Annotated in this window: 18 protein-coding genes; 7 read left to right on the top strand and 11 right to left on the bottom strand. The window is 55.3% G+C overall.

The features are described 5' to 3' along the window. The first annotated feature begins 23 nt into the window (after nucleotides 1-23). The 3 genes from P1X16_RS25345 to P1X16_RS25355 all read left to right on the top strand — a co-directional run bounded on the left by P1X16_RS25345 (nucleotide 24) and on the right by P1X16_RS25355 (nucleotide 3,156). Complete coding sequence (locus tag P1X16_RS25345) at nucleotides 24-2,018, top strand: PAS domain-containing sensor histidine kinase (protein WP_277234999.1); 1,995 nt, start codon at nucleotides 24-26, stop codon at nucleotides 2,016-2,018. Between the two features lie 210 nt (nucleotides 2,019-2,228). Continuing rightward, nucleotides 2,229-2,480, top strand: coding sequence for a hypothetical protein (locus P1X16_RS25350; RefSeq protein ID WP_277235001.1), 252 nt, complete (start codon nucleotides 2,229-2,231; stop codon nucleotides 2,478-2,480). A gap of 94 nt (nucleotides 2,481-2,574) precedes the next feature. Continuing rightward, a complete protein-coding gene (locus P1X16_RS25355) occupies nucleotides 2,575-3,156 on the top strand; it encodes a BLUF domain-containing protein (protein ID WP_277235003.1) in 582 nt (193 codons plus the stop codon). Between the two features lie 121 nt (nucleotides 3,157-3,277). Here the strand turns inward: P1X16_RS25355 and P1X16_RS25360 are convergent, their stop codons facing one another. Continuing rightward, entirely contained in the window at nucleotides 3,278-3,955 is a 678-nt protein-coding gene (locus P1X16_RS25360) for a hypothetical protein (RefSeq protein WP_277235004.1), read from the bottom strand. 213 nt (nucleotides 3,956-4,168) lie between these two features. Further along, entirely contained in the window at nucleotides 4,169-4,525 is a 357-nt protein-coding gene (locus tag P1X16_RS25365) for a hypothetical protein (protein WP_277235006.1), read from the bottom strand. Nucleotides 4,526-5,238: 713 nt separating this feature from the next. Between P1X16_RS25365 and P1X16_RS25370 the strand changes: the two genes are divergently transcribed. Next, a complete protein-coding gene (locus P1X16_RS25370; protein ID WP_277235008.1) occupies nucleotides 5,239-5,436 on the top strand; it encodes a hypothetical protein in 198 nt (65 codons plus the stop codon). A 413-nt stretch (nucleotides 5,437-5,849) separates the two neighbouring features. On the opposite strand, the gene P1X16_RS25375 is transcribed toward P1X16_RS25370, so the two are convergent. Continuing rightward, on the bottom strand, nucleotides 5,850-6,221 hold the full coding sequence (locus tag P1X16_RS25375) for a hypothetical protein (protein WP_277235010.1): 372 nt from the start codon (nucleotides 6,219-6,221) through the stop codon (nucleotides 5,850-5,852). Between the two features lie 494 nt (nucleotides 6,222-6,715). Here P1X16_RS25375 and P1X16_RS25380 point away from each other — a divergent pair, with 494 nt between their 5' ends. Then, a complete protein-coding gene (locus P1X16_RS25380) occupies nucleotides 6,716-9,697 on the top strand; it encodes an ATP-binding protein (protein ID WP_277235012.1) in 2,982 nt (993 codons plus the stop codon). A gap of 76 nt (nucleotides 9,698-9,773) precedes the next feature. Here P1X16_RS25380 and P1X16_RS25385 read toward each other — a convergent pair whose 3' ends face one another. Together P1X16_RS25385 and P1X16_RS25390 are read right to left on the bottom strand one after the other, a co-directional pair. After that, nucleotides 9,774-10,013 carry a hypothetical protein gene (locus tag P1X16_RS25385; RefSeq protein WP_277235013.1) on the bottom strand — a complete coding sequence of 80 codons (240 nt, stop codon included), beginning with the start codon at nucleotides 10,011-10,013 and terminating at the stop codon, nucleotides 9,774-9,776. Between the two features lie 195 nt (nucleotides 10,014-10,208). Next, nucleotides 10,209-10,424 (bottom strand): hypothetical protein, encoded by a 216-nt coding sequence (locus tag P1X16_RS25390; RefSeq protein WP_277235015.1) that lies wholly within the window; start codon nucleotides 10,422-10,424, stop codon nucleotides 10,209-10,211. Nucleotides 10,425-10,705: 281 nt separating this feature from the next. Between P1X16_RS25390 and P1X16_RS25395 the strand changes: the two genes are divergently transcribed. Together P1X16_RS25395 and P1X16_RS25400 are read left to right on the top strand one after the other, a co-directional pair. After that, nucleotides 10,706-11,287 carry a TetR/AcrR family transcriptional regulator gene (locus P1X16_RS25395; protein WP_277235017.1) on the top strand — a complete coding sequence of 194 codons (582 nt, stop codon included), beginning with the start codon at nucleotides 10,706-10,708 and terminating at the stop codon, nucleotides 11,285-11,287. A 97-nt stretch (nucleotides 11,288-11,384) separates the two neighbouring features. After that, the gene (locus P1X16_RS25400) at nucleotides 11,385-12,416 is read left to right on the top strand and encodes an LLM class flavin-dependent oxidoreductase (protein ID WP_277235019.1); all 1,032 of its coding nucleotides are present in this window, start codon (nucleotides 11,385-11,387) and stop codon (nucleotides 12,414-12,416) included. A 188-nt stretch (nucleotides 12,417-12,604) separates the two neighbouring features. Here the strand turns inward: P1X16_RS25400 and P1X16_RS25405 are convergent, their stop codons facing one another. From P1X16_RS25405 to P1X16_RS25430, 6 genes are all read right to left on the bottom strand, one after another. Beyond that, nucleotides 12,605-13,564 carry an isoaspartyl peptidase/L-asparaginase gene (locus P1X16_RS25405; RefSeq protein WP_277235020.1) on the bottom strand — a complete coding sequence of 320 codons (960 nt, stop codon included), beginning with the start codon at nucleotides 13,562-13,564 and terminating at the stop codon, nucleotides 12,605-12,607. Nucleotides 13,565-13,608: 44 nt separating this feature from the next. Continuing rightward, nucleotides 13,609-14,784: a serine hydrolase gene (locus tag P1X16_RS25410; protein ID WP_277235022.1), complete on the bottom strand. Its 1,176-nt coding sequence runs from the start codon at nucleotides 14,782-14,784 to the stop codon at nucleotides 13,609-13,611. A 203-nt stretch (nucleotides 14,785-14,987) separates the two neighbouring features. Continuing rightward, on the bottom strand, nucleotides 14,988-16,424 hold the full coding sequence (locus tag P1X16_RS25415) for an amino acid permease (RefSeq protein WP_277235024.1): 1,437 nt from the start codon (nucleotides 16,422-16,424) through the stop codon (nucleotides 14,988-14,990). Nucleotides 16,425-16,838: 414 nt separating this feature from the next. Continuing rightward, nucleotides 16,839-18,407: a peptidase dimerization domain-containing protein gene (locus P1X16_RS25420; RefSeq protein WP_277235246.1), complete on the bottom strand. Its 1,569-nt coding sequence runs from the start codon at nucleotides 18,405-18,407 to the stop codon at nucleotides 16,839-16,841. A 549-nt stretch (nucleotides 18,408-18,956) separates the two neighbouring features. Then, on the bottom strand, nucleotides 18,957-21,509 hold the full coding sequence (locus P1X16_RS25425) for a zinc-dependent metalloprotease (protein ID WP_277235025.1): 2,553 nt from the start codon (nucleotides 21,507-21,509) through the stop codon (nucleotides 18,957-18,959). Between the two features lie 91 nt (nucleotides 21,510-21,600). After that, the gene (locus tag P1X16_RS25430; protein WP_277235027.1) at nucleotides 21,601-23,064 is read right to left on the bottom strand and encodes a RagB/SusD family nutrient uptake outer membrane protein; all 1,464 of its coding nucleotides are present in this window, start codon (nucleotides 23,062-23,064) and stop codon (nucleotides 21,601-21,603) included. Between the last annotated feature and the right edge of the window lie 87 nt (nucleotides 23,065-23,151).

Genomic DNA, 23,151 nt, shown 5'->3' on the forward strand with positions numbered 1-23,151 from the left:
CACGCAGTATCTTGCCTCTGTACGTGTCTTTATTGCCATTGAAAAATCAGCTCGTTCCTGCCCTTCCCCTGCCTGCTTTGGCGCAGGCTCTGCTTGAGGTATCGCCGAGTGGCCTTCTCATTTTGCGCCCCTTAACGGAGGAGGCTAACAAGGGCGAAAAGTTAGATTTTGTAGTGCTGCACGGCAATGCCGCCGCCCACCGCTTGCTACACTGGCCTGATGCAACGGGCACAATCCTGCTGAGTGAGTTACCCTCTGCCCTAGCACTGGCTATACTCTCATCTTGCCAGCAACTCTGCGAAGCGGGCCTGCCCTTCCTCAACGACACTATCTCACTGCCCGACGATTCCCGCACCCTCTGGCAGCTAGCAATTCAGCGCAGTGAAGAAATGCTAGTGGTAAGCCTCGCTTCCGCACCTACTCTAGAGTCGCAACCGGAAGCAGCGGCGGCTAGCACCACACCAGCACAGGTGCGTGACCTGCAACGGGCCGAGCAAAGCGAAGCCCGCTTCCAACGGCTGGCAGAGACAACTCCCATGGTGGTTTGGGAAGCCAATGCCGAGGGCCACACCACGTATCTGAGTCCGCATTGGGAGCGGTTTACTAGCGCAGACAATGGGCAAGGGTTAGGTTGGAAAGAATACATGCACCCCGACGATCAAGCCGCTTTCCTAGAGGCTTGGCTTACGGCGGTACGTAGCGCGCAGCCTTTTCAGGCCGAAATGCGGTTGCGGATAGCGGCCACCGGTGAGTACCGCTGGCACTTGGATCGGGCCGTTCCCGTATTCGATGCTGCCGGACACGTAACGCAATGGGTGGGCGCGGCCATTGATATTCATGAACTTAAGCATCTGCAACAAACACTGCTGGAAAGCGAGCAGTACTTCCGTGCCATGGCCGACCATGTGCCTGCCATGATCTGGGTCACCAACCCTCAAGGGCATTGCACCTACCTCAATCAGCAGTGGTACGCTTATACTGGGCAAACCGAAGCGCAGGCTCTGGGTATTGGCTGGCTTGAAGCCGTCCACCCCGACGATGCCCCAGCCGCCCGCGCGGCGTTTTCCGAAGCCAATACCCAACGAATATCATTCCGAGTGCTCTACCGGCTGCGGCGCAGCAACGGGCGCTACCGCTGGGCTCTGGATGCGGGTATGCCACGCTTCAATGCTGCTGGCGAATACGAAGGCATCGTTGGTACCGTCCTCGACATCCACGAACGGCAGCTGGCCGAGCAGGGTCTACAACGCTTAGCCCGGCAGCTTCGCCAATCCCGCGACGAAGCGCAAACGCTCAACGCCGAGTTGCGCACCATCAATGCCCAGCTGATGCGCACCAACGCCGACCTCGACAATTTTATCTACACCGCCTCGCACGATCTAAAAGCACCCATCACCAACATCGACGGCTTGCTTGATGCCTTGCAACACCAATTGCCGCCCGCTGCCCGTGAAGCGGACTTGGTTTTGCCCATCATTGGTATGATGCAGGAAGCAGTGGAGCGCTTCAAAAAAACCATCGACCACCTAACCGACATTACCAAGCTGCAACAGGAACACGCTTTGCAGTCCGAGCCAGTGGATGTGGCGGCCGTAGTGGAAGATGTGCGCCAAGATTTGTTGCCCATATTGCGTGAAACCGGGGCTCAGCTGGAAATTGATTTGTCGGCTTGCCCAACATTGCTGTTTTCCGTGAAAAATCTGCGGAGCATCGTCTATAACCTGCTCAGCAATGCCCTCAAATACCGCCACCCTGACCGCCTGCCGTACATTCGGTTGGCCTGCTCGCCGGCGGGAGACAACTGGCAGGTGCTTACTGTTCAAGACAACGGTCTGGGGCTAGCGTTGGCTCAGCAGGCGCACCTGTTTCGCATGTTCCAGCGCATGCACGACCACGTCGATGGCTCAGGCATTGGGCTCTACATGGTTAAGAAGATGGTCGAAAACGCCGGCGGCACCATCGGCGTCGAGAGTGAAGAAGGAGTAGGCTCAATATTCTCGGTTTACCTTCCTTGCTGAGCAAGCAGCACTCCTAGCTGCTGCACTAGGTACCTTTATACGCCCATACTAAAGGCAGCAACCGTGTAGTTCTCGCTTGATTTTCATCTTAAGCACGAGCTTGGCTTGCTCCTTGCATAACTTGCCGCCATGATGAAACTTCGCTCCTTATCCATGCTTCTAGTTGCTGTTGGCAGTATTAGTAGCTGCCAGACAAGTCAACCTCAGACTGTGAATCCTACAAGCCAGGCGGCGCCAACAAGTGCTACTACTGAAGTAGCTGCCCGCGCCGCTGTTGCTCAGCATCTGCAGCAGCAGCCTAATAGTGCCCTTTACCAATTTGATTCTGCGCGAGTCACTGACGTGGATACTCATTGGCAGGTGATGGTTCCCCGCACCGATTGGGCTAAACGCATGCCTAACGCAGCCGCGTTTGAAGTAGATAAGCAGACGGGCAAAGTCACCACGCTAATGGTAAAGTAGAAAGACAATGCTTCCTTACAAGGAGGCATTTGTTTCTGCCGCAAAGCTCAACGTCGAGCTTGTGCGCTAGAAGACCAACTCCGAAATTGGCGCCATGGAACTGGTGCGCCTTCATCGTCGGTCGTTGGCCTTGGCCTTCTCCCTCCTCGATACCTCTATCTTGGGTCAAAGTCCATACGAAAGCCCGTTGCCGACCAGTTATGAATACGGTGAACAAAGCAATGAGCAGGCTCTCCCTCTGCGTGAGACTGGTTTATATCGATTGCTTTACGAAAGCCAGACCATGCCTCCATTACCCAAACTAACTCAGCTGCGTGATATTCTGCACCACTCACGTAGCTACAATGCCGAACATCATATCACAGGGCTATTGCTTTGCAGCGAAGGGCATTATGTTCAGCTCTTGGAAGGAGCCGAAACCGACGTACAGGCACTATTTGCGGCTATCAAGCAAGATCGGCGACACAAGCAAGTGCAGCTTATACTCCAAGGCGTAGCTCAAAAACGCTCTTTCCCCCAATGGAGCATGGGCTTTGGGCAAGTGCCCGCTGCTGCCCTAACTCAACTCGTTGGTGCAGTACAGGCCTGCAAACCTGTTCAGGAGCTTTGTTTCGAGGAACCTTGCTTGCAAGCATTATGGCAAGCAGTGAGTGCTGGCAACAGTAAAATGGTCTAAACCAACATTCCTCAATTAGAACTTGGTTGCTTGTTTCGAGAGGGTAGCGGATATCGTTAAGCGTCAATAGCCTTTGGTGCAGCACCATTTATTTTAGTATGCAGTCACCTAGGGCTTGCCTTTATTTCGCTTGGGCTGCCTGTAAATCGAGCTTCGGAACCTGCTGATCTTTAATGTAAAGGCTGGCGCGCTCTACCTCACTGGTGTCCGATAAGGCCCACCATACCTGGGTACCTTTCGTACCAATGCGCACAGCCTCCTTATACTGCCCAAAAGGCTTCTCGTAGTTCATGGTCAGGCCTGCAAACCCGGTCTTGTCGTTGACTATCATTTCCACTGCATCTTGATTGTGCCGATCCAGGGCAATGACGCCGCGGCCGTTATCAAGGAAGGACATACCTCCACGCTCTTGGCCAGTTGAGTCGTGAATAGTCATGCCGTACGAGGCGGCAATGCGGGGGTATACTTTGCCCTTGAGCAACGGATTGGGGGACTCGCCTAGGATTACTCGATCCTGACCTTGAGGTCCTAGTACAACCAGAGAAGCCGTCGAGGCGTCTTTGCGGTTACGGCCCGCTGTTTCGGGAGGCGCCCCAAGCAAAATTCGCGGCTTACCCTTCGCATCAACAACCGTGATGCCCCGCACCCGCAAATAGGTGGGCTTATCAGCCACAAAACTGGTAGCAACGGCTCCGGCTAGCAACAAACCTACTAAGATTCCGATCTGCCGCTGGCGCTTCAATTGCCGCTCAAGTTGAGTGACGCGGTTCAGTAATTCGGTAGCGTTTTCTTCTGCCATCGTAAAGTTTGGTGAAGGAAGAGACGAATCAGACTTTCACTGCTCAAGCTAACAACCACTCTTAATCCACTATAGTGAGGAGTCCTAGAACTCGTCCTTCCGTTTGACTAACAGTCTGGTCTAAATAAGATTTTGCAACTGCAACCGTGCGTGAGCATGCGCCTCTCTCCTGACAGATAAAATTCAGCCTACTGCCGAGTATCTATCAAGAGGCTAGTTGATTCTTTTGAAAGATAGGCTGTTGCCTCGGCCGGAGTAAATGAGTTCAAGGCTTTCCTCATCTACTCCTACTATCTCCCAGCACATATCTTCTTTGGGTTGGACCAGATACCTTTCATTATCTCCGGGATGGCCAGCATTGGGAGCGGAAGGACACGCTTTATCAAGGATAAACTCCGTAGAATCACTAAGCTTTTCCCCGTAATAATCCATATAGTAATGCTCCCTCAGTTCGAGTACGTATTGAGCATCATCGGTACTGCGCCACTTGCCTTGCAGCAGTTGATAGATGGTTTTGGCGGCAGCCCCGGGCTTAAGCACCGACGTAGTAGCCTGTTTGCTAGATGCCAAGTCTTGGCGGTTGGATAGGCTTCCACGTGCTGAGTCCAAAGCTAGCAAGGTGGTTTGGGGGTTGCTAGGTAGAAGGTGGGATGAACTCTTTGTTTCGGGCGAGCAAGAACTCAACAAACCAACCACTAAGAACAGTAAGATTGATTTAGACTTCACTTAATGCTTAACATAATAAATTAAATAACTGAGAGAAACTAATTAATTGGTTACACCATTAATCAGCTGCTACTACAACTAGCAAAAATAGGACTTTACGCTTATATAGCTCCTCGGCTACTCGTACTATTTAATTTGCGCCTATTCTAAAAATGGGATTAGCTTAATAGCGCAACCAACAGAGTTATTAAATCAGCTTATTTAGGGAACACCCATTAAAACTCGCCAAGTGTGCGTACTCAGTTAACTAGTAAGAACATGTGTCCTGACATCTGTTGAATAGTATCAGAAGTATAAGACCTCATTAAATACTGAGAGGAAAACTCTTAAGTGCCTCGTTTATCAAACAATGTCAGATAAAGCTGAAGTAGTACTGTCCAGCTTATGTGTGTGGGTGCAGGGTGATTCACTCAGTTAACTAGAAACCAAACGCAATAATTATACCCTGTTACTGTTCAGCTAGCATTAGTATGTGTTAATCGAGAAGATAGTAGTATTAGGCTATTAAGATTGTCTTAAAGAGAAATTTGATTCAAATTGAGACTTTACCTCCTATTATGAACCAACCTTTCTCTACCATTGCACCTGAGTCTGTTCGCCAGCGGTTCGTTACTGGCTTGTTGACCTTAACCCATGGCACACGTTTGGCACCAACTCTTGAAGAACAAGCACTCTTGGCGCAGTTTGTTCGTGGCGAGATAACTCTCGAACAGGTGCTTGCACAACTGGAGAGCTCGGCTAACGATCCTTCGTAAATCATTGGCGCAAAAATCCGGGATTTGTTAGCAGCAGTAAGGCATTTGCACCATTGCCCTAGTGCATAAAAACGCTTACTCCTCATGTAGTAAATTACTACGCCCGACCACTACCCCTAGGCGGCATACGCCACCCAGCAGGCAATAGTCGGGCGCAACCTATAGCATAAATGAGATTTTGCTGTTTGGATAGATTTAAATAAGTAATAGACCTACAGTATTTTAAAATCAACTAAACGGTTTTACCGTTCGTGTTTGGTTGTAAGTAGAGCTTCGTAACTCACTATATCACTTCCTGCGCCTGCTTATCTACGCACCAGCCTTATAACGCGGGACGCACTTATCAAAACCGGCCCCTGAACAGTAAAACCTAGTACCCTCTGGGGTCGAGTAAGGACAGCAGCAGAACGAGCCTACCGAACGGCGTAAGCACGCTGTAGCCGTTTCTTCGAGCTGAACTGCTGGGCTAAAAGCGTACCCGACGCGCACACCGAAGGATCGCGCAACACACGTTGCAGCGTAGTGGCAAGTTTGCGGGAGGTGCGTCGGCAACGGCCATTGCCTTTGGCTAGGTCGAGGCACAGATTGTCGAGGCGCTCTTCGTACACAAGTTGGTCTTGCTCGTTGTAAAAGCGCACAAGGGTGTAGTTGCGGGTGGTGAGGTTGGTTTCTGCGTTCCAATAGCCGTGCACGTCGGGTATAGGGCGTGTTTGGGCAATGCTGCTTGTGGAAGCCACCAGGCACAGTAGGCTTATAGCCAGACGGAAAAGGAGAGTGGTTTTCATGACTTGAGTGGTATAAGTGTGGAATGGATAATGCAGCATGCACGGAGCAACGCCGACAGCAGAAAGACAGGTAGTTTTGCTGTGGCGGCCAGCTGGATAGCCTCGGCAATTGGGAGGTACAGCCGTTAGGATAAGCGAGCCACAACGGCAAAATTTCAAGCGAAGCAACTGTTGCAAAGGAAGAGGAGGTTGTATCGTTTCGCCTTTGCGCACGTCTCTAAAGCCTATGGCAGTGTGGCAGCAACTTTTGCAGATGTTGCAAATGTGTTTGCAGATGTAACGCGGGCGCCGTTTTCAATTTCATTCGTTTGAAAAAGGTGTTACTTGCTATCGATTTACACTGCAAGTCAAATACTGTCAGCCAGATACGCCCTACACCCTAGATAGCGCTGGCTCGCGCTACGGCGTCACCTTCACGTCTCGCCTCCATCGAGTTGCTGCCGATGAACATTCGCTGCTTTGTCGTTCTTTTTTGCTGCAGTCTACTTAGTGGATTGAGTAGCCTCGCCAACCCCGACCCCAAAAAGGCCGTTGCTTCGGCCTCGCCCGACAGCGCCTTGATTCATCTTAGCGCTGCGCAGGTATATTCCAATGCTATGCAACGGCTAGGTGGCACCAGGCGGTGGCGCTACCGGCCCGGCCATCCGCCAGGCTGGGCCAGCCCTACCACCAACGACCTGAATTGGCTGCTGGCTAGCACCGGCTTTCTGTTTGGGGAAGGGCCGCCCGGCTGGCGCGGCACGGGCTGTTTCCGGCTACGCTTCACTCTCGATTCCGCTCTGCTAGGCAAACCTTTGGGGCTGCATATCCTGCAAGAAGGCGCGTCCGAAATCTACCTTGATGGCCACCTGTTAGGCCGCTATGGCACCGTAGGCACTTCGGGTAGCACTACTCGCGGCATACGGCCCCGCTACAGCATGCTCCCCTTTATGCTGCACGAAGCGGGCCCGCACCTATTGGCCGTACGTTACGCGAAGTTCGATTTCTGGCCACCACCCTACGGCGGCTTGGCTTTGTGGGTAGCTCCGGCCGAGCGCCTACTAAACGAGCGGGTTCGCCAAGCGCGCTCCGACACGCTTAACCTTATTAATGTGACCAGCGCGGGCGTACTGGCCTTGCTGCACTTCTGGTTGTTTTGGTTTTATCGGTCCCAGCGAGCCAACCTCTACTTTAGCCTCTTCATGGCCGTGGTTGGCGGCACCAGCCTAATGGTGTTTTTGCGCGCCACGTTCATGGACAGCGAAGCCCGTTGGTGGTCCCAATTAGGGTTTCAGGTGGGTGCGTCGCTCGGTACTGGGCTGATGCTGATGTTTCTCTATTCGGTTTGCCGCCTTCGCCTGCCTTGGCCGTGGCTTGGAATTTTGGCCTTAACCAGCGTTGGGCAAGTGGTGTGGTGGCTGCTGGAGCCCACCTCTGGCAACGAAATACGGCTACTACCCACGGTGATATTCCTCGTTGCCTGGCTCGACATGTTGCGGGTGCTAGGTCTGGCCCTGTGGCGGCGGCAACCCGGTATTGGGCTGCTGATACTTGGTACGCTTGGAACTATGCTGATTCCATTCGCGGCCAGCAGCGCGTTCCAAGTAGTTCATATATGGGACAGCCAAGATTTTCTCGCTGCCCAACTCGTTATTCAGCTCTGCGGATTGTTGCTCCCGATTTGCATGTCGGTGTACTTGGCGCGCGAGTTTGCCGCCACCCACCGCAACTTAGAGGCGCAGCTGCGGCAGGTCGAGCAGCTTTCTGCTCTAACTCTAGCGCAGGAGGCAGAGCGCCGCCAGCTTATCAGTGCCCAAAACGAGCGTTTGGAAGCTACCGTGCAGGCCCGCACCGAAGAAATCATACACCAAAACCACACGCTGGCCACGCAGCGCGACGAAATCAGTGCCCAAGCCGACCGTTTGCGTGCACTGGACCAAGAGAAGACCCGCTTCTTCACCAACATCACGCACGAATTTCGGACTCCGCTCACGCTCATGCTTGGCCCAACTGCGCAGATTGCCGCCGACACCCGTGAACCTACCACTCGTCAGCAAGCGGAATTGGTGCACCGTAATGCTCAGCGCCTCTTACATCTCATCAACCAGCTGCTGGACCTGAGTCGGCTCGAAGCCGGGCAGCAAGTGCTGCACCTTGTGCCCGGCGAGATAGTCGGGTTTGTGCGCGGCTTGGTAGGCTCGTTTGAATTATTGGCCCAGCAACGAGGCATCACGTATGTCTTCGAGGCTGTTCCGCCCATACTCCACGTGGAGTTTGATGCCGATAAGCTAGAGAAAGTGCTGGCTAATTTGCTTTCTAATGCCTTCAAATTCACTCCCCAAGGTGGCGAAGTAACGGTACAGTTGCGAGCGGAAGCCGCACCGGAGCTAGACGCTCGTTCTATGTGGATGGAACTGACAGTTCGTGACACTGGATGCGGCATTGCACCAACCCAAATGCCGCACGTGTTCGACCGTTTCTACCAAGCCGATAGCACCGACACCCGCGAGCAAGAAGGCACCGGCATTGGCTTGGCCCTCAGCAAGGAACTCGTGGAGCTGCACGGCGGCACTATTACGTTGGTCAGCGAGGTAGGGCAAGGCACCCATGTTCTGGTGCGGCTGCCGCTCCCCCTGGCTGCTGCCAGCACGGTTCCGCTAGCAGCCGCAGCAGCTCCACAAGCCGAGCACGCCCGATTGTCTGTTCCCGAGTTCAAACTCGCTCCCGCTCTACCGCAAGCGCCATTGCTGCTGCTGGTTGAAGACAACGCCGACATGCGGGCCTACCTGCGCACCCTCTTGGCAGCCGACTACCAACTCTTGGAAGCTGAAAATGGAGCTGCTGGCGTAGCCCTCGCAGTAGAGCATCTTCCCGACTTGGTACTAACTGACGCCATGATGCCTCGCCTCGATGGGTATGGGGTGTGCCGTACCCTAAAACAGGACGAGCGCACCAGCCATATTCCTATCGTTTTGCTTACGGCCAAAGCCGACCTAACCAGCAAACTCCACGGCCTAGATACGGGCGCTGATGCGTACCTCACCAAGCCGTTTTTGCGTGCAGAGTTACTGGCCCAGTTGCGCAACTTAGTGCATGGCCGCCAGCAGCTCCAAGAAGCGTACCGCCGCAATGTAACCGCTCCGCCTCCCGGTCCGCCTTCTATGGAGCAGGTATTTCTGGCGAAAGTGCAGCAAGTAATAGAACGCTTTCTGGATGATGAAACGCTCAGCGTCGAAGTCTTGGGCCACGAGCTAGGCTTAAGCCGCACCCAGCTGCACCGCAAGCTCAAAGCCCTGACCAACCAGGCCCCCGGCGATTTTATTCGCTTGGTACGCATGCAACGAGCCCACGAGCTGCTAGCTAGCGGCACTGCTACGGTTTCGGAAGTTGCCTACCAAGTAGGGTATAGCAATCCGGCCAACTTTTCTACCAGCTTTTCGCGCCATTTTGGGTATGCGCCGAGCAGCACCCCTCGGCATGCGAAAGTGAGTTCATAAACCACTAAGCGGCGCCCAATGCCCCCATTTTATTGCAACTTGATGATTGGCGTTTGCTATGAAAGGCTTTAGCAACTCACACCTCTTCCGAAAGCCACTGAATGGCTGCCTCTTCACGCTCGAACACCCGATACGTTAGCGCCCCTTTTGCTTGCTGCTGGATCTGACTAAACGAGAGACGCGTAAACACATCCTGTGACAGTACTACAGCCCCCGTGACCGGCCCATAAGCCACCTGACGGGTCTGCCAGTAATCGAGGATCAGCATCCGCTCTTCTTCCGTGAACGGCAACAGCAGCCGCTGGTCACTAAGCAACCGATGCCAGTTGTAGCGCTGAAGTAAGCGCCCTGTGTGCGTCAGAAACCCTGCACATCCGGCAGCGACCGAGGGTTGGAATAGTAGCGCAGCCAGGCGTAGCCGTTGGGATGCTCATGGATGCGCCCCATTGCGTTTTCAAAGTACAGTTGAGCCATGCAAAGAATTAGCTGCTGAGCGATGAACGTAGCCGGTTTAGGCTTGTTCGTGAACCTGTAAGTAGGCCAGCAAATGCGGCAAAGTCATCTCCCGCCGCCCAACTCGGTCGAGTAGGCTACGCTCGTAGGGAGTTAATACCTGGGCGGTATCGTGCGTAAGCGCCAGCGCGGCCAGTACCAATTGGTGGCTTCCTTGCTCGGTTCCCACAAGTTCGGGGTGCTGGCTTAGCCAAAGAAGAAGAAGAAATTGCATGAATAAAGATCCTCGTATTCGAAGGCTCCAGCAAGCTCCTCTAGGCGCGGTCCGGTCGAAGGCCGCAGATCCGTCGTCCAATACAGTATTGGCGTCGACAAGTGAAATGCCGATTGTGTGTATTACCTCTCGTTTTAGCGTCCATTGCGCGTATCACTAGAGCCACGAAAGTAGCATCTGCCAGTATTAGCCTAATAGTCGTTTAGAATAGAACTCGGAAATCATTTTCGCATTTGGGGTAATTCTGAAACAATTGTTTCAGAACTCAGGTTGTGGTAACAATGGCTCGGAATGTAGAATTTATTCCTCAGGAAAAGGTAGAGAAGGCGTTACACGTTTTCTGGCAGAAAGGCTACCATGCTACGTCTATGCAGGACTTGGTTGATGCCATGCAAATCAACCGCAGCAGCCTGTACAACTCGTTCCAAGACAAGCACTCACTTTTCCTGGAGTGCCTCCGCAGCTATGCCGAGCTGTCTCGTAATGCGTACGAAGCGGTTGTGCGCCAGCAAGGCCCCTCGGCATTGCAAGCCCTTGATCTTCTCATCGACCACGTGGTGGAAATGACGGTTCAACGGGAAAACTCTTGCTTGAGCGTCAAATCCTGCTTTGAAATGGCGGGGCACGACCCAGAAGTACAGCGCGTTCTGCGTGCGGCTCACACTTGTATCATTACGCTGCTTCAGAACCTGTTGACAGCTGCTGAGCAATCGGGCGAGATTAATTTGCAAGACAGCCCTGAAGTAGTGGCCAGCTACATTTCCAATAGCTTCTGTGGCTGGTGGCAGTCACATCTTCTGTTCCAAGATCCTGCTTTGATAAGGAAAATGGCTGGACTGCTTAAAGCCCACTTACGAACCTAACTATTTTGCTTTTTCTGAAACAACCGTTCCAGAAAACGCTTATTCAACTACGCTTCCTTCTTTACCTTAATTGAAGTCTCCCATGGCTACCAACTCCATGTCCTCCATACCTTATTCCGTACTAGACTTAGCTGCTGTTGCACAAGGCAATACGCCAGCCGATTCGTTTCGGAACAGCTTGAGCTTGGCGCAACACACTGAACAGCTTGGCTACCGTCGTTTTTGGTTGTCGGAACACCACAACATGATTAGCGTGGCTAGTTCGGCGCCAACGGTATTGATGGGTTACATTGCGGCTGGCACCAATACTATCCGGGTGGGGTCGGGCGGCATTATGCTGCCGAACCACGCACCGCTGGTGGTGGCCGAGCAGCTGGGCACGTTGGCATCCCTTTACCCAAACCGCATCGACCTGGGGCTGGGCCGCGCTCCTGGCACCGATCAGGTTACAGCTCAAGCTATACGGGGCAGCCGGTTTTCTAGCGCACACGATTTCCCGCGCGACATCCAACAGTTGCAAACCTATTTCTCGGCCAGCAACAGCACCAGTGCCGTGCGTGCCATTCCGGGCGAAGGATTGGACATTCCGATTTATGTACTCGGTTCCAGCACCGACAGCGCATACTTGGCGGCGGCCATGGGCTTGCCTTATGCGTTTGCCAGCCATTTTGCGCCGGGGCAGTTGATGTCGGCTATTGCCATATACCGCAGCAATTTCCGCCCGTCGGCAACCCTGGCTGCGCCTTACGTTATTGCTTGTGTGAACGTAGTGGCCGCTGATACCGATGCAGAGGCAGAATGGCTGCGCACAACCCAACAACAGTTTGCATTGGGCGTGGTATCGGGCAAGAAAGCGTTGCTGCAACCACCCGTAGAGTCGATGGAGGCACTTTGGGGACCCGCTGAGCAACAGTTCGTGGAGCAGATGCTAGGGGTGTCTTTCGTTGGTAGCAAGGCTACTATCCAGCAAAGCTTAGCGCGCTTCATGGAGAAAACACAAATCAACGAACTCATGGCCGTGTCGCATATTTACAGCCACGAAGCTCGCCTTCATTCTTACCAGATTTTGGCGGAGGCGTTACAGGAGATACCTCAGCCTGAAACTTCGAAACAGTTGGTTTTCAACTAAGGCAATAAAAAAGGCGGGCCGCAAGCGACCCGCCTTTTTTATTGCCTTAGTTGGCGTTTCAGACGTTTTTAGTCGGCCAGTTTTCTTGTCTGGTTGCACTCCAACTTATCTGACCATCGGCAAAAACTAGTTGAGCTAGAGCAGGTCAGTACTGCCATGCCGTACGGCATTGGTGGGTTTACTGCACTCTATTCGATTACCATGTTGCAGATGTTGGTTTCGACGCGGCCATCAGCTCGCACCAACGCCCAGAACATTCCCTCGGTGCTGTACGGCATGGCTACGTTACCCTGCGCATCGAGGACGATGACCCCGCCCCTGCCCCCGGCCGGCGCTACTTTATGATGAATGACTAACTCGGCCGCTTGCTGTACGCTCAGGCCGCGGTACTCCGTTAGAGCAGCAATGTCGTGGGCTACTGCATGGCGGATAAAGAACTCCCCGTGACCAGTGCCCGATACGGCGCAAACATGGTTGGCGTAGGTACCGGCTCCAATCAGCGGAGAGTCACCTACCCGGCCGTACTTTTTGTTGAGCATACCGCCGGTAGAAGTACCTGCCGCGAGGTGGCCGGCTTGGTCGAGGGCTACGGCGCCCACTGTGCCATATTTCGGCGTGGAAAGATTAGATGGCGAAGGAGCTTGCGCAAGCGCTTCCGCCTGTTGCAAAGCTTGCCATTGCTGCCAGCGCGCTTCCACTCGAAACCATTCGGGGGCTGCGGTTGCCAAGCCCATTTCGGCGGCAAATTCGTCGGCGCCCGCACCGGTGAGCAGTACGTGGCTGGAACGCTCCATGACGGCGCGAGCGGCAGAAATAGGATTGCGAACGGTGCGTACACCCGCCACTGCCCCGGCCCGCAGGGTAGCGCCATCCATGAGGGCCGCGTCCATCTCGTTGACTCCAGCATGCGAGAATACCGACCCACGGCCGGCATTGAACAGAGGCGAGTCTTCTAATATCCGTAAACTAGCTTCCACTGCCTCAACGCTGGTTCCGCCTTTCGACAACACTGCATAACCAGCCTGTGCTGCCTCGGTAAGAGCATCGGTGTAGGCAGTTTGCTGCGGAAAAGGAGTGCCTGCCGGATGCAGCCGGCCTGATCCACCGTGTAGCAGCAACGTGCAAGGCAATGAAGAGGTCAGCGGCATAGGAAAAGAAACGATCTGTGTGAAATGGCTAGCAGCAACGGAAGCTATTGGCCGGATTTGAGAGCCGCTAGCACGCGCTTAATCAACTCGTTGGGGCTGCCATCGTGCCAGCGCCACACAATAACCAGGTCATGCTCGGGGTCTACCCAGATGGTGTTTTGGCCCGCACCGAGCGCCGCATAACTGGTGGCGGGCGCATCGGGCCAGGCTTTTCGCTCGGTGTTGAGCCACCAGAGGTAGCCGTAGTCGGGGCCGACGGGGCCGCGCGTGGTGGCTTGCTTGATCCACGCGGGCGATACCAATTGACGACGGCCCCAACGTCCTTGCCGCAGCATTAGGTAGCCGAAGCGCGCTTCGTCGCGGGCGCTGATGACTAGCCCGCCGCCCCAGCGCGTGCCTCCACTTACCGAGGGCATGGGTTTGCCATCCACGGTGGCCACGGCGTTGGGATAAGGCACCCACTGCCAAGTGGAGGACGCACCAATCGGATCCATGATTTCCTGTTTCAGCACGGTCGGCAACGGGCGTTTCCACAGGCGCAACAGCGACAAGGCTAGCCGGTTGATGCGCACATCGTTGTATTCGTAATACGTGCCTGGCGCCTGCAAAGCGCGGGGTTTACGCTCTCCCCTACCGAAAGCTTCGTGGCCGATAAAATTGGCGTTTTTCCCCCATAGCTCGCCTTCCCACTCACTGGTTTGCCGGGCGTGGTACTCCCACGTAATAGCCCGGTTTTGCTCGGAATCGTAGCCTCCGTCCTGGATATATTTCGCCACCGGGTCGTGAATATCCTCGATCATCCCGCGGTCAATCGACAGACCGAGAATAGTTGAGAGGAAGCTTTTGGCTGCGCTGTAGGTGGGGTCTGGGCGGTCTGTTTCTCCCCATTCGGCCACCACATAGCCGTGCCGCAGCACAAGGCCATTGGTGGCGGCACGGCTTGTGGGCATAGGCCCCAGCAGCTTGCCGAAAATCTCTTCTTGCGTAGAGAAGTTGGGCGTCATCTGGGTGGTTTCTTGCGTGCGGGCAAAAGCCACCGCTTCGGCGAGGCGCACTGAATCGAAGCCAGCAGCGCTAGGTGACTGGTGCTGCCAGGACGCGCCTGGTGCCGGAAAGTAAACTTTCGAGCTGTTAGATGCAGTAGTCGAAGACGCAGCCGGACGCATGCAAGCCGTCAGCAACGGGAGCCAGAGCAGTAAAAAGTAGGTAATTCTACGCATAAGCAACAGAAGAAAGCATAAGTCAGGCGCCAGCAGGTGGTGACAAGCGCACTGCCAACGTTACAGAGCGAAGGTAAGAGTAGGCGCAAATAAGCTGGCCTAAAGCAACCCGTTTCGTGCTTTTAGTTATAGGCAAATCACCTTCTGTATAGTGCTAGTTACGGCCCTATTACCGAACGATGCTGTTGAGTTCTAGCTTCTCGTTAGTCGCCTGCCGGGGCGCTGGACAGCTGTACGGCGCTTTGCTTTTTAAAGTAATAATAGAACGGCAGTCCGCTCAACACCAACCCAATACCTATCAACGACTGTTTGGGCTGAGTCACCAGCGTATTGACTGTCAAGGACATTGCGAACAGCAAGATGAATAGCTGCACGAAAGGGTAGCCTATTACCTTGGCTGTTATCCTTCCCTGGCGCTTCATCTTGAGCACGGCCAAGGCCAGCAGTCCATAGAAAAGGAAAGTCGCGAAAATGACCAAGTCGGTCAGCATCTCGAAGGTGCCCGATAGCACCAACAGGCAGCTCCACACGAGCGTGTAGCCGAGCGCAACGTGGGGCGTGCGGTAGCGAGGATGCACGGTGGCAGCTTTCGGGAAAAAGAACCGCTCCTGGGCCATACGGAAGTAGATGCGGGTATGCGAGAGCAACACCGCATTGAGAGTCCCGAAGACGCTTACCATAATCAGCAGGGTCACCCCCGTTTTACCGGCCTTGCCCAGCACGCTCTCCGCCACCACGGCAGCGCCAATCTCATTCGGACTGATAGCAGCCAGCTCGGGCAACGACAGCACCCGCAAGTACGCGTAGTTGACCAGCAGGTACACCCCAATAGCAATGCTGACGCCGGCAACTAGGGCTCGTGGCACGTTACGAGTCGGGTTTTTGACTTCGCCGGTTACGAACGATAAGTCCACCCAGCCATCATAGGCCCAGAACACGCTAAGTAGAGCAGTGAGGAAAGCACTAATAAAAGAGGTACTGCTCGTTGTAGCGGGAGCATTTAACACAGGTGCCGTTTCGGGGGCTGGAGCAGCTAAAAACAGTCCTACCATGATAAGCAGCAAAATGCCCAGGAGTTTTGCACCGGTAAAGACGTTGCTTAGCGTCCCACTGACAGCAGCCCCACGGTAGTTCACCCAAGTAAGCGCACAGATGATGCCTATAGCCAGGATTTTTATACCGGAGTCGGCAAACGGATAAATGAACCCACCGATTGACACCTGTGCCCAGGGCTGCAAGGGGTTGGGCAGCGGAATCAGGGTGTTGATGGTTTGGGAAAAGATGAAGCCCAATGCCGCAACGGAGGCCGTACCGATGATGGTAAAGTCAGTCCAGCCGAAGAGGAAAGAAGCAAAGTTTCCGAACGAGAGGCGCAAGTACTCATAGATGCCCCCAGATTCTTCGGTGAGCGAGGACAGCCCGGCAAGGTTGAATGCCCCGCACAAGGTGATGAAGCCGGCCAGCAGCCACGCCGCCAAAATCCAGCCCTCGCTCAGGCCGGTTTGCGCCAAGGGCACTATCTTCTTGAAAACCCCCGACCCAATCACGATACCGGCTACTAATAGAGTAGCCGTGGTGACTCCAAACGCCCTGACCAAGGTAACCCCGGTAGTGGCACCAATCCGTTGCGGAACGCCCATGAAACCAAGGTAAGCAAATCCAAAAGCTAGTCGAGCTAGCAAGATGATGACTGGCTATGAAGCTTCCGTACTCTGAAATTGTTTGAACTAGTTTAGCGCAAGATCAGCACAGCAGGCCCGTTGAGCACCAGTATCGGAATCCAACTTCTGCCGGAATCCAGTATTGGGCTCAACGGGCCTGCTGTGCTAATATTGCCAAAGTAACTGTCTTGCTGAGCGCAGCCGAAGCATCTCGCTCGAATCGTTGCTGTAGGAGGTTACCACACTAGCGAGATGCTTCGACTACGCTCAGCATGACAATAGTATAGTTTGGCAATGTCAGCACGCGAGATGCTTCGGCAAGCGGACGCCAGATCAAGCATGACGGACACTTGTTTTACTTTTACTTTATGTTTTGAAGTCTAGAGAATACGCCTACTGGCCGCCGCTAACGGCTTTGGGTTCACTTTCTGGCTTCACCATGGGGTACTTGATACCCAACTGCTCCAGGTAGGTTTTATACTTAGCGGGGTTGTAGTAGTACTTCTTCATCTCGGGGCGGAATTCCGCCATGATACCTTCGTTCAACTTGATTGCCGGCTTATCAGTGGCTGAAATCAGGGGGGTGTACTTGGTGTCTTTGGTTTGCACCTCGTTGAAGTAAGTCCAGGCGTCTTTCAGGATTTCCGGCTTCACCAGCATATCCAGCAGAGTCATGGCCTCGGCTTTGGCGCCGGCCGTTACGCCTTTGTGGGCAATGGGCGTCGCCATGGAAACAGCATTCGACCAGTGGTGGCCGGGCAGGCCGGGGATGTTGGCTGGGTAGCGCAGCACTACGGTCGGCACGTTCCAGGAAATGTCGGCAATGTCGTCGGAGCCGCCGCCAATAGAGAATTCGTCGGGTTTGGTGAGCGTATCAAGCTTCATGGCCAAGCCATCAATCGGCTTGTTGCGGCGGTCGGTTTTGGGAGCTTTCATCTCCTTCTGGATGGCTCGGGCCAGCACTTGGTCGTCGGCGCTCCAGGTAGGCAAGCCCACTGCCCGAATGTTCTGGTACATGGCCTCGGCCACCGGCTTGTTCATGTGGCCGGGCCAGGCGCTACCCATTACTTCGTGCGTCACGGTGGTATTGGTCATGAGCGTAGCACCCTGGGCCATTTTCTTGGCGTCGTCATACATCTGGATGATCTTGGGGTAGGTCCGGTCGCGGAAATAGTACCACACCGACGCCTTAGACGGTACCACATTGGGCTGGTCGCCACCGTCGGGAATTACGTAGTGCGAGCGTTGCGTTACTTCCATATGCTCGCGGTGGAAGTTCCAGCCAATGTCCATCAGCTCCACGGCATCGAGGGCACTGCGGCCGCGCCACGGCGCACCCGCCGAGTGCGCGGCCTGCCCATCGAAGTTGAACTTCACGGAAATCATGCCGTTGCCCCCACCGTCACCATACGAGACACCCAAGTTGTCGCCGACGTGAGTGAAGATGCAGGCATCCACGTTTTTAAAGTAGCCATCGCGCACAAAGTAGGCCTTGGCGCCTAGTTGTTCTTCGGCCACGCCCGGCCAGAGCATGAGCGTGCCCGGAATCTTCTCGCGCTCCATGATTTTCTTGAGAGCCAACACGGCCGTCACGTTCAGCGGCTGGCCGGAATTGTGACCTTCGCCATGGCCCGGTGCTCCTTCAATAATGGGGTCATGGTAGGCTACACCGGGTTTCTGCGAGGCCTTTGGAATACAGTCGATGTCGCTACCAATGGCAATTACAGGCTTGCCTGAACCCCACTTCGCCACCCAAGCCGTGGGTATGCCCGCAATGCCTTGCTCGATGGTGAAGCCGTTTTTCTTGAGAATCCCAGTTAGGTAACGGGAGGTTTCGGTTTCCTGAAACCCAAGCTCGCCAAAGCTAAACACCATGTCCACCATTTGCTGCGTGGCCTTCTGCTGCTTGTCAATCTCAACGGCCAGTTCCTTTTTCAGTGCTTCCAGCTTGGCCGGCGACATAGTGGCTTGAGCCGCTACTTGTTGCGGCAGCGCCAGCGCGCCCAGCAAACCGGCCACGCCCAACACGCGCCTAACGAAAGTAAAGTTGTTTTTCATAGCTCTCGGAGTTTAGGGTACCTGATAAGAAAATGCAGAAACCTGAAGGAAAGAAGGTTATCATGTCGCTAAGCCGCCTGTGCACTTGGTATGATTAGTACTGATAGTGCTAACCAGACCAAACCAGAACGTTCTGCTGAACGCAGTGCAGCGAAGCCTATCACCTGCTGACGTTGTAATACTATTGTCATGCTGAGCGCAGTGTAACGAAGCCGAAGCATCTCGCTCGAATCGTTGCTGTAGGAGGTTACCACACTAGCGAGATGCTTCGGCTGCGCTCAGCATGACAATTGCTTTGGCAATGGCAGCAGACGCGACGCTGCGGCCCCTGGCTTGAGGCGCCACATGCTCAGTATAACGGGTGGGCAGCAAGGAAAAAAGGGATGGGGCGCCCTCACCGACGGCTCAGCTTACCGCTTGGTTGTGTAAGCAACTTTGGACGTTGGAGCTGCCTTAGTATGCCACGTCATCGTCCAGGAAATCTATGCCGGGCATGCCGATGGGGGCGCCGGGTGGCATTTCCAGGCCGGGAATGGGCTGGAACTTGTTGGGGTCTTCGTTGAACTTCGAAATCTGTGATAAGCCGAAGGCCAAGTTGGCTTTCTGGTGGCTTTCGGCCGAGGGCATCTTTGTGGTCATCCACTGTTGCAGTTCCTGCACTTTCAGTAAGGCTTGGCCACGGGCACTTTCCGATGCTCGGTTGTCGGCGGCTAGCTCCAGCAGGGTCTTTAGCGTGACGTTGTTGACCATGGTTTGCAGCTCGCCTTTGTAGCCAGTGGGCAGCGGAGCCTTCCAAGTGGCGGCCAGCAGTTTGTCGACTACAGGCATGAAGCCGGGCTGCTGGCTGTCCCGGGCCTGATACTCGATCAGGCGAGCCGCCCGCTCGGCGTTCAGCAGCGACGAAATGGTTTCGCTGGCCGCAGCTTCGGCGGCAGCTATGGGGTCGAAGGTGGGCCCGGTGTGGCGGCTAAACAGCTCCGACATGTTGTTGTACCCCGAGGGGCGGGGCGGAATCTTCTGGATTAGCTTTTCGGGCAGGGCCAGTGCATCGGGCGTGATGGTGGTCAGCAGGGCGTCAAACGCCTTCCACTGCTCGGCTGGCGCCACCATTTTAGTGGCCACTTGCCCGTCGCCTTTCACGGCCGGCGAGAAGTACAGGCCTCCCAACGATTTGGCAGCAGCTTCAATCTGGTAGCGGTGCAGCAGGTAGATGGGCACTAGCACTTCTTCCAACGTCGCCATGGGCGCTTGGTCAGGAATGGCTTTCTCCGAGAAGTTGTCGAGCACGTGCCGGCGCACGGTCATGAGCTTGGTGAGTTGCGTCACGGCGTTCTCGCCGTCGTCCCACTGGTGGGAAGTGGGGTGCGTGTAGCCCCCAATGTCGGGGATAAAGAGGTGGCCCTGCTTGAGGGTTTCCTGCATGATCTTTTCGAGGGCTTCGTCTTCGTTGGTGCCGTTCGGGAAGTCTTGGTAGCCCCACAACACAGCCCGTTTGTCCCAGCTGCCAATGCCCTTGGCGTAGGCGTCGGACACGTCAATGGTGCCGTCGGCTTTCAGCGAAAACCGCGGAAACGGGTAATCCATCACCGAGCCCCGGCCATTGGGACTGGCCGCGAAGTTGTGAAAGAAGCCCAGCGTGTGTCCGATTTCGTGGGCCGACAGTTGCCGGATGCGGGCCAGGGCCAACTGCTCCATCTTATCGGTGTTGGCTTTGCCGTTGCCGTAGGGCTGCAACAGGCCCTCGGCAATCAGGTAGTCCTGCCGGTGCCGGTCCGAACCTAGCGTCACGACACCTTTGATGATTTCGCCGGTGCGCGGATCGATGTACGAGGAGCCGTAGGAAAACGCGCGCGGGTTACCGGCGCGGTCCACCCAGTTCACCACGTTGTAACGAATGTCCATGGCATCGGCGCCAGCCGGCAGTTCTTTCACCTGGAAGGCATTTTTGTAGCCAGCGGCCTCAAACGCCTGGTTCCACCAGGCCCCGCCTTCAATCAGCGCCTGCTTGATTTTCTCGGGGGCGCCCCGGTCTACGTAGTAAACAATAGGCTCAACGGCTTCGCTAGAAGCCGCTTTCGGGTTCTTTTTCTCTAGCCGGTGCCGCCGCGAGTAGCGCACCATGACGGGGTCGGTCATGGGGGCCGAAAAGTCGAGGTAGCTGAACATGTTGAAGCCGGAACGCGGGTCAAATTTGCGCGGCTTGTACTTGTTGTCGGGCAATTCCACCAGCGACTGGTGCATGTTCACGGTCACGGCATTGGGGTCGGGCGCAATTTCCGGCCCGCCGCCAAAGCCCCGGCCCCCGGCCGTGGAACCGCCCGTGAACGTAACCAGCGCCTCGAACTCGGTGTTCTTGGGGAAGTTCTTGGTGCTCTCCAAAAACACACCCGAGCGAGTTTCGTCGAAACGATACGGGGCACCAGCACCACCCGCGGCCGGAGCCGCCGCGCCGCGCAGGCCGGCAAACGAGCGGGCTCCAAGCCGGTCGCCGATCTTCTGGCTGTCGCGCACGATGAAAGGCGTGAAGTCCACCAAGACTTTGCTGCCTTCGGTGGCGGCAGGCATGAAGCCCCAGATAACGGACTTGGCAAACGCGCTGGCCACTGACTTTTGCTCGTCGGTATTGGTCGTGACGGCGCGGTAGTTGTAGTTGGGCGCCAGTAGCAGCACTTTCGGGCCCATGCGCATGAATTTCACAATGGCCGACGAGGCCTGCCCCTTCTCCGGGCCACCCGAGCCAACCCCTTCGGTTAGGGAGCTGAAGTAGAGAAACTCTTGGTCGAACCGGTCAATTTCCAGAAAGACTTTGCCGGTTTTTTCGTCGTAGTAAAACGGAAAATAGCCGTCGTACTTCTTCATGCCCTTGGTGAAATCGGCAATGGAAGCGGCGGGTTTTGGGGCAGGTTTGCTGGCCGCCGATGCCGGATCGGTGGCCGGGGTTTGGGCGTTAGCCAGTGCGGGAACTGCCAGTAGCAAGGCAAGGGGTAGCTGTTTGCGTAGCTTCATTCGGGGGTGGTTGGGGTAGTTGAAAAGGAAACCTAACGTACCAGAATCCGGCGAAGCAACAAGCACGGCTCCACCGGATTCTGGCAGCGAGTTAGAGCAGCTTATTGGACGAAATTTCAGCGTTTGGAATTGGGAAAATGTACTCGGGCTGTGCAGGCGAAATAGAAGGCGCCGTGCCTTTGGCCGGAATCGGCAACATGTTGCGCATCAAATCAATGGACCGGAACCCCTCCCCTAGCAACTCGATGCGCCGTTCCACCCAAATTGAGTTTACCAAGGCCGTGGGCGTGGCAGTAGCGGTAGCAGCAAACGTGTACATCGGGTCAGCGCGCTGATGCACAGCAGTCAAGATACGCGCCGATAAGGCTAAATCCGGCGTACTGGTTTTGGCTAAGGCTTCGGCGTAATTCAGCAGCACTTCCGAATAGCGAATGACAGGAACGTAGTCGAGGTAGGGGTTGGCTTTCTTGTATTTGGTTAGATACACCGTGGTACCGGCGGTACGGAGCATGGTCCGGCGCTCATCGGCGGTGCGCCACTGCGCGTTGCCCAAAATGCCAGTCGGGTTCAGGTTGTACTCCTGATTGACGGTGTACTCGTAGCCCAGCGAGCTTTGGCCGCTCACGTTGTCGAGTTCGGTCATGGGCATCGAGAAGATACTCTCCGTGGTGGTATAGTCGGAGTTGAACACGGTGCTGATGCTGGCTTGCATCTGGTGTGGCACGCCGCTGCTGGCCTTGAAAGGTGCCGTGGCCGAAACAATCTTTTGCGCTTCGGTCACCACGTTGGCGTACTGCCCCATCGACAAGTACACTCGCGTTTTGAGCGCAATGGCCGTGTTGCGGTGGGCCCGCGTGGTGTTGAGTAGCGGCGTGCTGTACGTCAGCGGCAGGCCGGCTTCTGCTTCGTTCAGGTCCTTGATAATCTGCGCGTACACTTCCGCCACGGTGCTGCGGGCCATGTCGTTGTTGGCGGAAGTGGTTTGGCCTTGCAGCCGCAGGGGCACGCCGGGCGAAGCCCCGTTGTCTTTGATGTAAGGCTGCCCGTAGAACGTAATCAGGCTGAAATAGCTCAGGGCTCGCACAAATTTGGCCTCGGCTGTGTAGTTGGTCGCCACGGCCGCATCTACAGCGCCTGAGTGCGCAGCCAAGCCATCAATGAGCAGGTTGGCCGAGTTGATGGCGGCGTAGGCGGTACTCCAGGTGGTGAGGGCGTCGTTGGAGCCGGAGTTGATGGTGTGGTTCCAGGCGTCGTAGCCGGTGAATACGTTTTGGAGGCGGTTGATAAATTCCTCGCCCCGGATGTCGCTGAGCATTAGGTAGCGCCCGCCGAAAAAGCTGCCGTTTTTGAGCCCCGCGTACATGCCGTTCACTTGACCGAGCACGCGGGTTGGGCTAGCGAAAAGCGCCGCATCCGGCAATGAGGTTTCGGGCGCCGGGTTCAACATATCTTTTTCGTCGCAAGCAGTGGCCCACAATGTGCAGGAGAGTAAGAGGCAGGAAGCTAGGCGGAGCGTGCCCGCTTTGCGAGCGGCAGATTGAGTTATCGTCTTCATCGATTTCAGATTGATGTTTGGGTAGCCAGCCGCTTGGCTCTCAGGACCCGACAACCCGGGTTGCAGGCTGACTACTATGTATTTGTG

Source organism: Hymenobacter sp. YC55 (assembly GCF_029433095.1).
Taxonomy (GTDB): domain Bacteria; phylum Bacteroidota; class Bacteroidia; order Cytophagales; family Hymenobacteraceae; genus Hymenobacter.

Coding starts and splice junctions, on each gene's coding strand:
- P1X16_RS25400 (WP_277235019.1), top strand. CDS start 11,385: ATGTCCTCCATACCTTATTCCGTACTAGACTTAGCTGCTGTTGCACAA.
- P1X16_RS25360 (WP_277235004.1), bottom strand. CDS start 3,955: ATGGCAGAAGAAAACGCTACCGAATTACTGAACCGCGTCACTCAACTT.
- P1X16_RS25395 (WP_277235017.1), top strand. CDS start 10,706: ATGGCTCGGAATGTAGAATTTATTCCTCAGGAAAAGGTAGAGAAGGCG.
- P1X16_RS25425 (WP_277235025.1), bottom strand. CDS start 21,509: ATGAAGCTACGCAAACAGCTACCCCTTGCCTTGCTACTGGCAGTTCCC.
- P1X16_RS25420 (WP_277235246.1), bottom strand. CDS start 18,407: ATGTCGCCGGCCAAGCTGGAAGCACTGAAAAAGGAACTGGCCGTTGAG.
- P1X16_RS25430 (WP_277235027.1), bottom strand. CDS start 23,064: ATGAAGACGATAACTCAATCTGCCGCTCGCAAAGCGGGCACGCTCCGC.
- P1X16_RS25415 (WP_277235024.1), bottom strand. CDS start 16,424: ATGGGCGTTCCGCAACGGATTGGTGCCACTACCGGGGTTACCTTGGTC.
- P1X16_RS25390 (WP_277235015.1), bottom strand. CDS start 10,424: ATGCAATTTCTTCTTCTTCTTTGGCTAAGCCAGCACCCCGAACTTGTG.
- P1X16_RS25355 (WP_277235003.1), top strand. CDS start 2,575: ATGGAACTGGTGCGCCTTCATCGTCGGTCGTTGGCCTTGGCCTTCTCC.
- P1X16_RS25370 (WP_277235008.1), top strand. CDS start 5,239: ATGAACCAACCTTTCTCTACCATTGCACCTGAGTCTGTTCGCCAGCGG.
- P1X16_RS25375 (WP_277235010.1), bottom strand. CDS start 6,221: ATGAAAACCACTCTCCTTTTCCGTCTGGCTATAAGCCTACTGTGCCTG.
- P1X16_RS25410 (WP_277235022.1), bottom strand. CDS start 14,784: ATGCGTAGAATTACCTACTTTTTACTGCTCTGGCTCCCGTTGCTGACG.
- P1X16_RS25405 (WP_277235020.1), bottom strand. CDS start 13,564: ATGCCGCTGACCTCTTCATTGCCTTGCACGTTGCTGCTACACGGTGGA.